Annotated in this window: 9 protein-coding genes; all 9 read right to left on the reverse strand. The window is 62.2% G+C overall.

The features are described 5' to 3' along the window. Window positions 1-2: 2 nt before the first annotated feature. Window positions 3-2,375, reverse strand: a complete 2,373-nt coding sequence (locus AC1RRF_RS06215; protein ID WP_492833582.1) for a VirB4 family type IV secretion/conjugal transfer ATPase — start codon at window positions 2,373-2,375, stop codon at window positions 3-5. Continuing rightward, a complete protein-coding gene (locus tag AC1RRF_RS06220; protein ID WP_492833583.1) occupies window positions 2,354-2,638 on the reverse strand; it encodes a VirB3 family type IV secretion system protein in 285 nt (94 codons plus the stop codon). Before AC1RRF_RS06220 ends, AC1RRF_RS06215 begins: the two co-directional genes overlap by 22 nt. A gap of 3 nt (window positions 2,639-2,641) precedes the next feature. Beyond that, window positions 2,642-2,968, reverse strand: a complete 327-nt coding sequence (locus AC1RRF_RS06225) for a TrbC/VirB2 family type IV secretion system protein (protein ID WP_492833584.1) — start codon at window positions 2,966-2,968, stop codon at window positions 2,642-2,644. Window positions 2,969-3,379: 411 nt separating this feature from the next. Then, window positions 3,380-3,925 carry a PraA/PraB family alkane oxidation protein activator gene (locus tag AC1RRF_RS06230; RefSeq protein ID WP_492833585.1) on the reverse strand — a complete coding sequence of 182 codons (546 nt, stop codon included), beginning with the start codon at window positions 3,923-3,925 and terminating at the stop codon, window positions 3,380-3,382. A 105-nt stretch (window positions 3,926-4,030) separates the two neighbouring features. Continuing rightward, a complete protein-coding gene (locus AC1RRF_RS06235; RefSeq protein ID WP_492833586.1) occupies window positions 4,031-7,273 on the reverse strand; it encodes a TonB-dependent receptor in 3,243 nt (1,080 codons plus the stop codon). 94 nt (window positions 7,274-7,367) lie between these two features. After that, complete coding sequence (locus AC1RRF_RS06240; RefSeq protein ID WP_492833587.1) at window positions 7,368-8,303, reverse strand: FecR family protein; 936 nt, start codon at window positions 8,301-8,303, stop codon at window positions 7,368-7,370. 70 nt (window positions 8,304-8,373) lie between these two features. Continuing rightward, entirely contained in the window at window positions 8,374-8,904 is a 531-nt protein-coding gene (locus AC1RRF_RS06245) for an RNA polymerase sigma factor (RefSeq protein WP_492833588.1), read from the reverse strand. 112 nt (window positions 8,905-9,016) lie between these two features. After that, complete coding sequence (locus AC1RRF_RS06250; protein WP_492833589.1) at window positions 9,017-11,074, reverse strand: TonB-dependent receptor; 2,058 nt, start codon at window positions 11,072-11,074, stop codon at window positions 9,017-9,019. A 944-nt stretch (window positions 11,075-12,018) separates the two neighbouring features. After that, window positions 12,019-16,044, reverse strand: a complete 4,026-nt coding sequence (locus AC1RRF_RS06255; RefSeq protein WP_492833590.1) for a hypothetical protein — start codon at window positions 16,042-16,044, stop codon at window positions 12,019-12,021. Between the last annotated feature and the right edge of the window lie 38 nt (window positions 16,045-16,082).

Below are 16,082 nucleotides of genomic sequence, written 5' to 3' on the forward strand. Positions count from 1 at the left end.
GGTCAGGCGCGCTCCAGCAATGGGGCCATCCAGTCCGCCGGATCATCCCCTCGGTCGGCGCGAATCTCGTCGAGCAGGCGGACGGTGCGCTCGCGACCTGACAGGATGGTCAGAAGGTCGGTCTCACCCGTCAGATCCAGCCGGGCCACGACGCTTTCACCGCCGCGCTTGATCAGGAAGCAGTGCGAGCTGTCGGGCAGTACACGGATGAGGTCCAGCTCATGCGCCGTCAGACCGAACCCGTCGATATAATCCTCGGCCCGAGCCTTGGGATTGATCATGAAGATCTGGGTCGCGGCCTGTTCGACGATGGCGCTGGCGATCCGGCTTTCCAGCGCGTCCTGGGCGCTCTGGGTGGCGAATCCGACGATGCCGTTGCGCTTACGGATGGTCTTTTCCCAGTCCTTGATGCGGCGGACGAAGACCTCGTCGTCGAGGGCCTTCCAGCCCTCGTCGACCACGATGATCGCCGGCGTGCCGTCAAGGCGCTCTTCCACCCGGTGGAACAGGTACATCATGGCCGGGGTGCGCAGCGTGGGGTCGTCGAGCAGAACGGTCATGTCGAAGCCGACCGTGCGGGCGGAGATGTCCGTCAGGTCTACGGGATTATCGAACAGCCAGGCCTGCTCGCCCTCGCCCCACCAGGGCCTGAGGCGCGACCAGAGATCGCCGGCCCGAGGGCGCTGAGCGCCTCGGAACAGTTCGACGAGGTGGCGCAGACGCCGGTGTTCGGGCGGCTGCTCGAAATTGGCGGCGACCGCGTCCCGCAGCCGTTCGAGGTCGGCCAGGTCGGCCGTGCCGGCCAGGCGCGCCAGCCAGTCGATGAGGAAGGCGCGGTTGGCCGCCGTGTCGTCGATCTGCAGCGGGTTGAGGCCGGACGGCTCGCCGGGCCGGAGCACGCTGTACTGGCCGCCGATGGCGCGGATGAACAGTTCGGCGCCGCGGTCCTTGTCGAAAAAGATGATCCGCGGCGCCAGCCGTCGGGCCTGGGCGAGAAGGAAGTTCAGGACAACCGTCTTGCCGGAGCCGGAGGGTCCGATCACGGTGAAATTGCCCAGGTCGCCCTGATGGAAATTGAAGAAATAGGGGCCCGCGGCGGTCGTCTCCAGCAGGGTGATGGCCTCGCCCCAGTGCACGCCTGACCGGGCGCCGACCGGGAAGTTGTGGCCGCTGGCCAGGCCCGCGTAGTTGCCGGACGAGACCAGCCCGCGCCGGGCGATATATTTGAAGTTGGCGGGGAACTGCGCCCAGAAGGCGGGCTCCAGCGCGATCTCCTCGCGGACCGCCACGATGCCCATGTCCGCCAGGGTCGCCGTCACCTCGGCGACGCCCGCGTCGACCGCCTCCAGGCTGGCGCCGTGGACGGCGACCGTCATGTGATGTTCGCCATAGCTCGCCCGGCCCGCGGCGACGTCATCCTTGGCCTGGGCCAGCTCGCCGCGAAGGGACAGGGCCTCGTCGTCCGCCGCCCGCATGCGGCGCAGGGCCAGGTTCATCCTCTCAAGGGCCTGCTGGCGTTCGACGAAGGCGAACGACTGGGTCACGGTCAGATCGGCGGGAAGGCGCAGCAGGTTGTCGAACATGCCCGGCGCGCTGTGGGCCGGGTAGTCCTTGATCGACACCAGGGCCGAAAAGCGGCGCGGCACATGGCCGGCCTCCGAGAGCTCCACGGCCGTCTGGCCGAAGCTGACCCTTCGATAGGGCAGATAGGCGCCGATGTCCTGGTAGGGGAGGCGAACCGCACGCTGTTCGCCGTTGTAGAGGGTGGAAAGAAACTCCAGGGCCTCCGAGCACGGGCCCTCGGCCGTGTCATAGACGCCCAGCAGCCTGGGCTCGTAGTCGCCCAACGCGGCCATCATCGCCTCGCGGGCGGCGTCCAGCTGTTCGAGTTCACGCGCATGGTCCGCCGCGCCCAGGGCGCCGGCGCCGGTGAAGAGGTCCCTCAGCCGATCCGCGAACCCGAGGCGCCCCTTGAGCGGCCGGCGCACAAGCGTGAGGTAGAGGTCGTTGACGTAGAGCTGTTTCGCGCCGAGCCGATCCGCCCAGCGATCGCCGAGCGTCTGGGAGAAGGCGTCGGGATAGACGGCCTCCAGGTCCATCGAGACGCGCCGCCGGATGACGTGGTGGTAGAGGGCGAAGCGCGAACTGCCCACCGCCCGCAACATCGCGTCCCTCAACATCTTGCGATAGTTGAGCTCTCCGGTGTCCGCGGTTTCGAACAGCAGCCCGCGCAGGGCGATGATCTGCAGGAGCTGGCCATCCCGGGTCTCCAGCGTGTGGTCATCGACATGGCGGGCATAGGGCAGGTGAGTCCCCGCCGGAACTTCCCGCTCGACGACCCGCGAATCCCGGCTCAGGGACGGTAGGAGTTGCATCGCCAGAGCCTGTGATTACGCACCCGGGGACACTGGCTCACCCGAACCAGCCAGAGGTCGACGAAGCGGGGCTCGCGCAGACTGAGCAGCACCCCGATGACGTGAATGCCGAGCGCGACGACCAGCACCCAGAGAGAGCGGAACACCAGGAACAATTCCGCCGCGATGACGGCGTTGATCACGAAATAGTTGTAGGTGACGCCGGCGAACATCTGGGGGCGAGTCAGCGCCGTGAACAACGGCGTGCGTTCAAGATCATCCACGGGTCAGCCGATGACCGAGGCCGACGCGCGGATGCCGGCGACAATGCTGGCGGCCCCGAACAGGATAAAGCAGCCGACGATCACCACGGCGCCATGACGCCAGTTGATCCGGCCGGTCAGCATCAGCAGGCCCACGCAGGCCACGGCGATTACGGCGATGACGGTGGCCACAGTGCCGAGCAGGGTGCCTTGCAGCCACTGCACAGCGCCGACGATCGGGCCCGATCCGCGGGGATCACCCAGCGCGGACTGGGCGGCGGCGGCGGTGGCGTGCACCGTTGCGAACGCCGCAACCGCGCCGCCGCTCAATGTCGAAACAAGCTTGCTCATGATACTCCCCCGATACGCGAACATATTGCCGAGTTTTGGCGGGGCGCCAAGGGCGACGGACCACCCCCGATTGTTCATGCTGCGGGCGATCGACGTCACGGACGACGTGGCGGCCGCGCGGTGGGGCGCGTGGACGGATTCCGGCCTCAGGATTCAGGAGCGGACTTGAGGAAGGTTTGGGCGCGGGTTGAAGGCTCAGGAACCTGGGCGCTGACGCACCTGCTAGGAGCACTCCTGGATCGCCAGCCTCCAAGTGATTGTTTCTTATAGATTCTGTGGTTCCTAGTGGCGCGGCAAGAAAAAAGCCGGGCGCAGAACGCCCGGCTAGGTTGAATCGGAAACGCTGGGAGGACTCGCTAGAGCCAAAACCCCAGCCGAGTTGGGCTATGTCCAACTCAAACCGAGTTGGCTCTAGGGGACGACGTCGAACGGCCCGGTCGTGCCCGACTTCGGAGTCACCGAGAGAGGCCCATCCACGGCGCAGGGAACGCTCGCGCCTGTAGCGTAGACGATGCCTGGCGCCTTCGCTCCGACCGGGAAGGTGATGGTGTTCGGCGACAGACTGGACACGTAGGGATCCGGGTCAGCAGCCGACGCGGATAGATTTCCGCTGCATTCGCCATTCACTGCAAACACATAGAGATTCTGGATCTCGAACGTGTTGGTGGTGGCGTTGATGGCTTGAAGGGGCCAGGGGAAGCCGCTCGGGGCGATGGGGTTGCCGCAGAACGAAATTCCGGGCGAGAACGTACCGCCCGTGATGGCGGCCGCGCCGGAAGAGTAAACTTCGATATCAAAAGTCGCCGTACACACGACGCCAGGGATAGTTTGATACAAATTAAGCGATCCCGTTGCCGTATATTGCCCAGCATTTGCAAACTGCTGTGCATTGGCCGAAGACACACCAATAATGGACATAAGAGCCGCCGAAGCCACTGCTGCTACGATCTTCTTCATGGTCATTTCCTTTGTATGCTTTATGATTTGCTGTAATTTTAGATCAGTTTACCGTCAGATTTATCTAACTCCTTTCCCATTTCGATCATGTGATGGATGAAATTTTCAAAACGTCTTCGCGATTGAGATGCCGATCAATCTCGGATCCAGCGTGAAAACATTGGTGGACAGCATCGTGTCGTCGCTGTTGGTGAAGGCATCCACGATCGGGGCGTTGTCGAACGCGTTCTTCACATAGGCGCTGATCGTCAAGCCACGGTCCGGATTTTCCATGGACAGAGACAAGTTGACATTGTCCCATGACTTCAGCCTGTCGTACTCCGTATTGTACATACGGAAGTAGCTCTTGGCTTGGCGATAGTAATCGCCTCTGGCAACGACCTCAAAGCCACGGATTCGCCATGTATATTGAGCACCAACGCTCGCCGTCCAGCGTGGCGAGTTCGGCAGTTCATTGCCGCTCAGATCAGCCCCGAAGCCTCGCCCGCCATTGGGGGCATCCACCAAGGGGTTGTATGTAAAGCCATACGTCCGCCACCAAGCCCGTCCCGGGAACGCGGGATCGAAGGACCCAAAGCGAGACGATCCACCGCAAAGGACCTGCAACGCCGTTGTCGTATCCGGCCGATTGGCCCGAAGGATGGTCTCGACGTACCGGGTCGGCGCGATACAGCTTGACGGAATTTGCAGCCACGGCCGGACAATCATCCAGTCGTCGTTGCCCTGGGTTCGATTCATGACGTCGATGGAGCTCTCGCCGTCGTCAATCCGGGTTTTCAGGTACCCAAAGTTGGCGTCGACGCGGAAATCCGGCGTCACGCGATAGGCCATCTCCAGTTCAAGGCCCATGCTCGTCGCATCGATGTTCTCGTTCAGGGAGATGCGATCAACAATCTGGGAAACCTGATAGTCCGTGTAGTCGTAGTAGAAGGCCGTAAGATTCAATCGCATCCGTTCGTCGAACAAATTGGACTTAAATCCAAGTTCGAACGCATCCACATACTCAGGTTCGAAGGTGGTCGGCAGCGGTTGATACTGAACGAGCCTCGGATTCAGATCGGCACGCGGCGGGTTGGCGCCTCCGCCCTTGTAGCCTCGCGCGTAAGAGGCGTAGGCCATCACATTGTCCGACGGCTTCCAGTCCAGAACAAAGCGGCCCGTCACCGCCTGCCAGTTCTGAACAATGTCCGGATCGGGTCGGAAGCCACGCACCAGGCTCCCCCCGGTGCTGGCGCCAAAGCCGGCGGTGGTCGAGCCGAGCAGAAGCTGACTCGGATATGGAGTGGCCGTCTTTTCGTCGTCTGTGTAACGAAGCCCCGCCGTTACGCTAAACGTATCTGTGAGATCAAGATAGGCTTCGCCAAAAACGCCCCACGACCTTGTGGAGACTTCGTTTTTGCTGCGGAAATAGTTGTGACCGTCTCCGGCGAGATTATCTAAAGAAGACATGTCAACGTAGACACATTCTTCCACGGCGGATGTCGCTTCGGTGCAATTGTTGGTGTATCTAACACCATCTCTTATTTGAGCATTATAGAAATATTGAGCAATCATCGTAAACATGTTGCTGAATACGTAGTAGTCATCTTTCGATTTGAAATCGAGGTAGTTCGCTCCGACGTTGAAGTTGAACCGCCCGTCGAAATCAGACTGCAATCTGAATTCCTGGAAGAATTGTCGGTTGTCTGATTTGCTCAGATCGACCGTCAACATTCGCCGCGACGGTCCGAGCTGCGGATCGTTGAATACGCCGCCAGGCGTTATGGGCGAATTTCCAATTCTCTGCCTGGACACAATGTCATACAGCTCTACACTGCTGTCATTGAATATCTCATTGGACGGATATCTGGAGTAATCTTGAGTAGACCAAAAATCATCTTTGGAATACGCAGTTTGCGATACAAATTTCAGGCTGTCAGTAAGATCAATCTCGAAATTTAACTGGTAGACGTCATTCGTAGCGATGAATCTTGGGTCATAGCTGGTGGCTATTTCTCGCAGGTCTCTGGATTGAACAACGCCGAGGTAAGGGTCTGTTCCGAAATTAACCGCCGTATAGGTTACCGCTCCCGGACCCGGAACTCGCGTGCCCAAGCCGATCTGTGAGGCGACTTCCATCTGAGCCATGCTGATGCCGTTCGGCGTGCCGTACGCGGCCTCGTCGTACAGTGAGCCGGGCAGGCACCCCTGGCTCAGCCGTCCCCTCAGGTAGGTATTGGTGAGGGTGAATGCGCCCACCTGTGACGGCCCAGGATCACGCGTACATAGCTGCTTGCCGGTGCGTGACCGGTTGTCGTCTTCGCGGAAATGCTCCCAGATCAGGCTGGCGCGAAAGCGTTCGCTAGGCTCCCAGGCCGCCGAAAGGCGGGTTGTCCAAAGATCACGGCCATTGACCTGGGTGTCGTTGAAACTGTTGTAGTCAAATCCGTCTCTCTGGGTGAAGGAGCCGGCGGCCCGGACCCAGAAGGTGTCGCTCAGGGGAATGTTGATCATGCCCTGACCGCGTATCGCGCCATAGTTGCCCAGCTCGGCCTTATACAGCGCCTCGAACCCGGGCTCCGGCAGGTTGGGGAACATGTTGACGACGCCGGCGGTGGCGTTGCGGCCGTAGAGGGTCCCCTGGGGGCCGCGCAGCACCTCCACGCGGTTGACGTCGAGATACTCCTGCTCGAACAGGCGGTTTCGGATGAGCGGCGTGTTGTTGAAGCTGACCGCCACAGCCGGATCCGACGATGCGGAAATGGCTTTTGTCCCGATCCCGCGGATCGAGAAATTGTACATGCTGAAGTTGGCTTTCGAGAAGCTGACGTTCGGCACCGCGCGCAGCAGTTCAGATCCGCCCTCGATGCGATAGGCGGTCAACGCCTCGGCGTTCAGGGCCGTTACGGCGATCGGCACATCCTGGATGGACTGCTCACGCTTCTGAGCCGTGACGATGATTTCATCGAGGTTGACCGGGGCAGCGTCCAGATCGGGCTGCGAACTGGGTGCGGCGGTGTCCTGTCTCACCCGCACGACGCGCACCGTGGTCGGGTTGGTGAACTCCGCCCGAAGTCCGGTGCCGGCCAACAAACGATCCAGCGCCACGCCCACGGGCATGTCGCCGGTCACAGCGCGGCCGCGCAAACCGGCGGTAAGGGATTGATCCGCAGCGATGGATATTTCGGCTTGTCGTCCTAACTCCAGCAACCCCTGCGAAAGCGGCAAAGAGGGAACATCAAAAGACGCAACCGCCGATTGAGCCACTGCGCCAGTCGGAACCGCCGCCGCCAGGACGAGGGCGGCCAAACCCGCTCCGGCCAGGACACGCAGGCGCGAAAGACGAACGCACGAAGACGGCAAGACCATCGGCATCTCCCTCCCAAGAGATTATTGTTTTGGGAGTAGACGCTGGTGGGACCGAACCCCCTACCCGGCAGGGGCGAAATTTCCGCGTGGCTCGTCAGGTCCCGGCGCGCAGAGTATCCGCCCGGCCGCCGGCGCTGACGTCGGCATTCAGCAAATCCGCCAGTCGTTTCACAGTCACCGACCGGTCCTCCATCACCAACCTGACGGTCACGCGACGTCGGGCCATGGCCGGATCGACAACGACCGGACGGTCGTAGAAGCGATTGAACTCCTCCACGACCTGACTGACGGCGACGTTTTCAAACGTCAAAACCCTGTCGCGCCACTCATCGACGGCGACGGGATCAATGTCCGTAACCTTCCACCGGGCAACTGCCGCCAGGCGGGTGTCATTGATTTGGAATCTCTGGCCCGCTCGCAAGGTCACCGACTGGCTTTGGCCCGACCGGCGAACCTCGACAACGCCTTCCTTGACCGCGACATCAAGGCTGTGACCGCGGTTGCGGACGTTGAAGACCGTACCCACGGCTCTGATATCAAAACCCGCCGCCCGAACCAGGAACGGACGAGCGGGATCCTTGTGAACCAGGAACGTCGCCTCTCCATCGTTCAGATAGACGAGGCGCGCGCGATCGTTGATGTCGTAACGCGCTCGGGTCATGACATTCAGGGCGACCACGCTGCCGTCGCCCAACTCTTGGCTGCGCTGTTCGCCGATATCGGTCTGATCCGTTTGGCGGTCCAAACTCCACCAAGCGCCGCCGCTCACACTGATCACCACGCCCAGGACCAGCGCCGCGGCTATGGCTGCTCGATTATGTCGCGCTTCACGTCGCCTTGGCCTGACTCCCATCTCGGACACCATCGAGACTTCGCCCCAAACCTCGTGCATGCGATTGAGCGCGGCCTGATGTTCTGGGTCTGTGCGCCAGGCGTCAAAAGTCTGCCGCTCGTCCAGCGACATGGCTCCCCTGCGCTGGGCAGCGAACCATTGGGCGGCCTCTTGCTCAATATTCTTGTCTGCGATCATTGAAACGGGGCCATAGACGGCGAGATAACATGGAAGATCGCACTTGTAGACGAACGAGCCGGCGTTCGCCCTAGTCTTCAAATCCTCGAACTCGCATTCCTCGGGTCAGATCCAGCATCGCCGAGGAAATATGCTTCTCGACACCCTTGACGCTGATGCCCATGCGCTGAGCGATCCGCCGGTAGCTCAGGCCGTCGATCCGGTGAAGCAAGAACGCCTCGCGACGCCTGTCCGGCATGCGCTCGATGACCTCCAGGGCCAGCCCCAAACGTTCGTTGGCCAGAAGAATCCTCTCGGGATCGGGAGAAGGGGAGGGGTGTTGATCATCTCGATCCCCCGGCTCCCTAAACAACAGGGCGGCCCGCGCCCGGCCGCGCATACGATCAATCACAAGATTTCGCGCAATGCGGAAAAGCAAATTGACCGGCGCGGCGACGGGCTCTCGCCGCGCCGTCTCAACCAGCCGAAGACAAGCTTCTTGGGCTAGATCCGCCTCGTCATCTCGAACCTTCCGGGTGATCGCAGCCAAACCGTCAGCATGCAATCGATAGACCGTTTCCAGGCTATCCGGAGCCGCGTTCCGCACAGATTGCTTGCGCATGCCCCCCCCCGAACATCGTTCATCACACCTTTTTCCCTCGGTTCGCTCCCTGTCAAGCACGCGGGTTCCGGGCCGAGACCCGCTGCTCTAGCCGCATGACTATCCGGTTTTCTCAAAAGCGACGGTGCAAGACCAAGCGGATCGTTCGTCCGAACGGATCCTGAATATTGCGACCAAATCCGGGGGTGGGCGAGCCATCACCCAAATGGGTTGAGGGCCGCTCATCGAATAGATTGTCGACCTCCAGGGCCAACTGCAGCGCAGATGCGCCACGGCCTGCTTCAGCTTCCCCACCGCCGGCGCGCTCGGCAGAAGACGTCATCTGGAAACTGACTTTCAGGTCGACGGCGGTCAACGGCTCGGTGACGAGATCCCCTGCAGAGTCGCGCCCCCTGTTACGTCTGGTGCGAAATCCATCCTGCCATCGTGCGGAAGCGTTGACGCCCCACCTGCCTCGCCTGGCGTCGAGCAGGATCCTGATGTCTTGGCTGGAGATTCCTCCACCATCACCGCTTAAGCGATCCAGCTCAGACTGCCCCTCCAGAAGCGCGACCGTACTGCGCAAACGACGATTGTAGTTGAGCGACATCCGCATGATCGTGGCTTCATTCGCCGCAGGTCCGACCGGACGTGGAAGATTGAAGTTCAGGCCCAGGTTCAGATTTTCGGTCAAACTGGAGCCCAGATTGATCGGACGAAAATCAACGGTGACCAGGCGGCCGTCGGCGTCACGCTGGAACCGATCCGGGAACGTCGCCTCTACGTCTTCTGTAATGCCGGGCAACGGGCTGACGCCGTCGGTCAACGCCATGCGCTGGTAGCCAAGATTTCCCGACAATCCCCAGCGCGTAAAGGGCCCCACGCTGGCTGCGACAGACATTCGTTCGGAACGCGGTGGTCGAAGGTCCGGGCTCCCGCCGAGGAGCGGAACGATTTCGACACCTTGCCCGGTGCGAAAATCGAACACCACTCTGGGAGCTCCGTAATAAAGCGGCTCAAATCGCAGAGCGTCCGGAACGCTATCGGTGGATGTGACCCAGGTCCCATTCAGCCTTATGTTTCTGACCGGGTTCCAAGTGAGCGCTCCATTCCACTCACTTCCGCCCCCGGCGCTCGAATCTCGGCGGCTGGTCCCCACGGTCAGCAGCAAGCTGCCCAGGGCCCCCATCCAACCATCGCCGTTCGCCTGCGACAGAGGGACGGTGAGCGCGCCCCTGACGTCGCGGGCATTGAAGGTCGCGGTGGTGCGCCCCTGATCTCTGTCCACGACGGACCGGTTTTCCGACAGACTGGCGCCCAGGTTGGCGATGAGCGGGCCTGTCGGCAGGTTGATCAAGGTCCGGTTGGCCGCCCCCATGAAATTCAGGGACTGGTTCTCGGCGCGGGTATCAATGATGCCTTCTTCGCGAGAGCGTAACATCTGACCATTCAGATTGGCCTGCACCGACCAGCCCGCCACAGAGCCCGTTAGGCCGGCCGTTCCCCTTAGGCTTTCCATATTCTGGCGGCCCTCGACGATCGTTTGGCCGAAGAGTGAAGTCGAACGGCGTTCCGACGTCTGGCCGCTCAAGCTGAACACCCCTGACCAGTCGCCCAGCGAACGCGTGAGGTTTGCTTCGGCCGAAAAGGCGTCGACTGAGGGACGCAGAGTAACCGCTCCAGCGCCGGCCGCTTCATCATCGTCGTGTCGACGGTCTTCGGCGCGCAATGCGGCTTCATGGGATACACGCGCGCCCAGCTGATGCGTGTTCTCATCCGTGATCGACGATTGGCGCAAATCGGCCGATGCGGCATATGTTCCGCCCTGGGTCGGCGCCGCACCCGCTATGCGGCCATCATAGGTCGAGAAGCGCCGCTGCAAGACCAGATTGACAACTCTCTGGCCGGGCTCGGCGCCGTAGATGGCGGTGGCTTCAGGGGGCAGGACCTCAACACGGACCAGAGCTTCCGGCGGGAAGCCGGAGAAGACCTCCGAGTTCGGCATCCGCTTGCCGTTGATGATGACCAGCGGCGCTTCTCCAGCGCCGTAGATCTCGGTCAGCCGCTGCAGCGCTTCGCCGATATCCCACGCGCGCAGAGCGTCGATGTCGGCGCTGTCCAGTTCGAACTCCGGCGGTACGCGCGCGGCCCCTCGCCGGAGACCATGGACAACGATGTCTTCCAACTGCACAGGAACGCCAGGATCCTGATAATGTCCGATCGTTACAGGACTATGCGTGGGTGACGGCTCGACTGATCCTGCTAGAACAACGATAGTAAATGGCAGCCACCCCATTCCGCCTCCCGTTAAATATTCTTGCTCGCCAAGGGCTAACCTAGATCAACCCCTGGTGGATGCCCAGCCCGAGGAACGGACTTGCCGCCCGGCGCGACAAAAGAGGTGGCGACGGCGGGAAGACGCGAAGGGCAGGGAGCACGACTTCGCCCGCGGCGATGACTATGAGCTGCGAATGTGTTTCGTGACCCTCGCGGAGTCCGAGGCGGAAAGGTTGACGTCGAGCTGGCCGGCGCGATGACCGACCTCCCGTCGGGGCGACCGTTGAGGAATTCGTCGCGCATCCCGAGTTCGAGCCGGCACCCGCCAAGGGCGTCGCCTTCCGCGACGCGATATCAGGGGCGCTGATCGATACATGCGCGACGAAGCGCATGAGACAAGTCGACTGCGTGAGCGGCGGGCTTGCCTCGACCTGGCGAGAGCAAGACGGTCCTGAAGGTCTGCCGCAGAATACCAGATGGAAGAACTCCAACTTAGGCCCAGCGTCAGAGTCGAACACGGAATCATTTCGCATAATATATCTTAGGCGCTAAGCAGCTGGAGCCCTTACTTCGAGAGCAAGGCATTGGAGCCATTTGATCGATCAATCCCGCATCCAACGGCAACTTGCGGCAGCGCTCGGCACTAACGTCGATCTCATCGAGCGGGATTATCTCCGACCGCGGGTCTCTAATCGTGCGCAACGCGACATGATCCAGATATTCTAAGGCCCCTACCCGCCCAATGTCCGCTTGCGCCAAGAGCAGACATTCAGCCCTCCCGGTCCACTTGGGAGACCACCTAAACACGCTCATCCCCGGCCTGACTGCGAGAATGAGCCAGCTCAAAATAGTCCGAAGTTAGCCCTGCTCAGGCTCCGCATCCTCTCGCAAGAGCGCTAAAAACTCCGACGACAGGCGAATGCGGACGGTGTCGAGGGCGCTCAGGAGCACCTGGGCAACCCCCGCGCGCCCCGTCACAGTCTTCAGGGCTCGGCGGAGCGGTGGAACGGTGGACATCGGGGTCTGCAACAGGACAGTCCGGGTTTCGACTATCTGGAGCCAGTCCGCCTGAACCCGGCGACTGAAGGTTGGCCATAGGGCGTCGGCGTGATCCAGTCGGCGCGTGTTCTCCCAGAACCGGAGATGAAGGAGATAGACTTCCTGCACATCCAAAGTTTCGCCAGCCTCGATGCGCCGCAGGCCGGTGAACAGATCCGTCAGGTCGTCGGCCAAGGGCGCGCTGCCAGCCCATTCCGGCACTAGACAAATTCCGAGCCGAGCCTGGAGATCCGCCGCCAAGTCAGCGAGCCGCGGTCCCCGCCCCTGGAATAGCTGGGCCGCAGCAAACACCAGGATCGTTAGCCGCACATAACGGCGCAAACTGCCTCGGTTTTCAACATTCAGATCCAGCGGAGGGATCCCGTCACGCCGCAGGTTCACCAGATCCAGAGATCGTCCGGCGTTCTGGGCCTCAACCATCATCTGTCGGCCGGCGGCGGCGACCACCAAGGCGTCGATAAAGGCTGTCTCATCGCCTTCCAGGATGGCGTGGTCGACGAGATCGGCCTGGAACAGAGCTTCGAGCGCCCCGACGCGCCGCATCTCCACAAGGCCCTTCCAAGAGAAAATTTCCGCTTTGGGCAAGCCCAGCCTCAGCCCGAGCCGGGCCATCAGCATCCATCCCGTAGCGAGGTCCGGCAGTGGTCGTTCCAAGATCAGCTTGTTAGGAGACGGATTGCTCGCGGCACCGGGAACATAGATCGCAGGCTCCCCGTCGATCAGGATCTTTCCCTCCAACTGCGCCAGGATCCACATCACCACATGCCGGGCGATGTGATGGACATAGTAAGTCTTCAGATCAGCAGCCGGGTCCAACTGGACCAAGGTCTCTAGGACCGGAACCATAGCGCGGATCGCGCCCGCCCTATCGCCGTTCAAGAAGCGCGCCGCCACTGCGTCTACGGCCAGGCCGACGCTGAAGGCCGTCTCGGTCCGTAGTGTCCCGGTCAGGACCGCTTCCCGGGCCCGCTCGAACAACGACAGAGCTTCCGACCAACGGTCGAGTTCCCCCGCGCTGGCGGCGGCCTCACGCAGGGCGAAAGCCGTGTCGAACGGGTCCGCCTCAACCAGACGATCGGTCAAGGCGGTCAACTGGTCGAAGGCGACTTGGTAGTCTCGGGCCCGCCAGGCGATCTTGGCCCGCTCGCGCTTGAGATCAAGACTGTCAGGAAGGATTCGATCTGCAGCGTCCAGGACCGCCAAGGCGCCTGGGCGGTCAGAGAGGTATTCGTCTAGGATCACTGCTTGAGCGCGAAAACAGCGAGCGGCGAGCTTTGAGTGCGGCCAGCCGGCGGCATTAAGCGCCAAAACACCGAGGGCGTCGGCGGCCTCCTGCGCTGAGAATTCCTCGGCCTCGCTTGCCTTTACCCAAGCATTGTCAACGAGCATTCCGCGCCAGGCCACATGGCCCTCAAGAGCGCCGATCCAGCGGTCGCGGGCGTGGGGCGACAGCCTCCCTAGGTCGTCGAACAGTCTGGCCAGCGCCGCCAAGCCCGGAAGCTGGATGGCATGGGCGACGAAGAGGAACTCGACCATGGACTCGCCATAGGGGCCGACCCGGGCCGAACCCAGCAACTCTAACTCGTCGTCTTGTGGATCCAAGCTGTCGAGAGCCTGGACGATGTCGAACCAATCAGGGATTCTTCCGAAGGCGAACTGGTCCATTAGGACCATCACATGGACCATGGCTGCCAACCGAGCGCGGGTGGCTTCGTCAGGTAGCAGGCGCCACTGGTCAATCACTTGCGCGGCGGAGACGGCTACCTCGTCGGCGCCCGCCAACGCAGTTCCGAGCCGATGCTGGGCCAAGACCAAAAAAAGGCCAGCGTAGGGCTGATCCTTGAGCAACGCTTCGATCGCCTTTGCCGAGGTCCGGAAGGTCGACATCTGCGAGGCCAGCACCGGCCGGTGTTCGTTGGAGGTCGTCAAGATCAGCCGGGCGATATGGACCAGCACCCCCGCCTCTTCAGCCAGGAGGGCATGGGCGAAGGCGGTGTCGATGATGCTTGGCGCCCCCTCGCTGCGTTTGAGGATGTGGACGGCGATATGCCTATCTAGAGCCTTGAGCTCAGCCTTGCTTAGCCATTTGACCGCCAGATCGGCCACTAGGGGCGAAGCGCGAAGCTGGCCGAGGGGGAGCGACTCCACCCAGTGACCGGTCAATCGATCAAGAGCCTGGCCGGCCGCGGGCACGACGATCTCGAGGTCGCCCAGAGCGACCGCTAGCTCGCGATCGAACCAGCCCATGACCCGCGTAGTTCGGGCCAGCAATCGACAATCCGCTTCCTCCATCTCGTCGAGCAGTCGCCGGCGCGCGGTCTCCCGCTCGGCCTCAACGTCGTCGCTTTGCAGGCCCTCGCTCTTCCAGCGCTCCATCTCCTCGACGGGCCAATCCCGGGCCGCCAAGCCAGAGGCCATGACGTCGACTAACTGAGGATGGCCGGCGCCGCAGATGGCCCAGACGAAGCCGGACCAGACCGCCGGATCGCCACCAAGGGCCGCGATCAGATCGGCGATCTCGGAAGGCGTCAGAGACGGAACCGAAGCGACCCCATCAGGTCCCAAGCGAAGGGCCCGCCCTAGCCGGACGCCCGGAAGATTATAGCTAGTTACAACGCAGAAGGCGTCGCGGCGATCTAGGGCCGCCCGCAGTTCGGCGAGGGGCGCTTCCAGGTGAGCCGCTTGGGCCGGGGTCACATCGTCGAGGATCACTCCGACAAGGTCGGGAACGCTCGCGACAAGCCGGCGGGCGGCGGCGATCCGCTCCACGGCGAGCTCGGCCAACGCATTGCGTAGGTCGAGCACGAACCAGGTACCCGTCATTCGGCGGGCGAGCAGGTCTGCCAAGGTCGATTTGCCCATCCCCGTCGCGCCGTGAAGCCAGATCGCACCATCCCGCGACAGACGCTCCAAGAGGCCGGTCACGGTCTGGGCGCGGGGCGCGAGTGGTGCCGTCGCCGATCGCACCCGCCGCCACAGACCGGCTCCCGACAGATCCAGTCCAGCTGCCTGGACAGGCTCCATCCGCCCCAAGGCTTGGTGAGCCGGCACCGAGACGGTGCCTGCCTTGTGTACGATCTCGATCAGATCGCCTTGTCTAAGCCGGCGCGAACCGAGGGCCGTCTTCAAGACATGGACCAATAGGCCATCCAGTCCCCGTTCGGCAAAGTCCGGCGTGATCCGCATTGTATGCGCCAGGGTGATCACCCGCGCCCGGTTGTCGGCGTGCAAAGCCGTCAGATCCGGCTCGCCGCAAGTCCAGGTCACCGGACGCAACAGGAGTTCTCTAAGGGCCGCGTCGTCGCTGCTTCTGAGAAACTCGCCGAGCACGCCGTCAGATAAGCGGGTGGCTAGGGCGGCACGAATATCCGAACAGTCACCGGCGCGGGCGGCCCGCCGCCAGAGCTCCAGCCCCTTACCACCCCGAAGCGGCGCCTTGCGTTCCCGGCCGATCTCGGAGGTGGTCAGGAAGGTCATCTGCACCGGTCGTCCGGGATTGGCCTCCCTAAGTTTCCAGAAGTTCCGGATCGCGTCCAAGACGTCGGAAGAGTTCAAAGTAACAGCGCCGGATTCGCGGGTGTCCTTGACCTGCGTAGCCTTCAGCACTGACTCACGCGATGCGGGATCACGCGCGATCTCCGCATAGTCCTCGGCGACCTCCAGAAGCAGCTCGCTGTCGTCCGGTAGCCGTAGCCAGCGATCTAGGCTCGCCTCAAGCTGATAGACGTAGCCCCGGAGCGGGGCGATCGCTTGGCGCGCGCTCTCGCCTTCTGGCAAATTCCAGGTCGTCAGACCGCTGTCGAAGACCGAGTTGAATTGGCCCACAGTTCTCAAGCCGTCCGTCGTGATTCCCTACAACCTTA

Source organism: Brevundimonas sp. GW821-FHT12C05 (assembly GCF_058807475.1).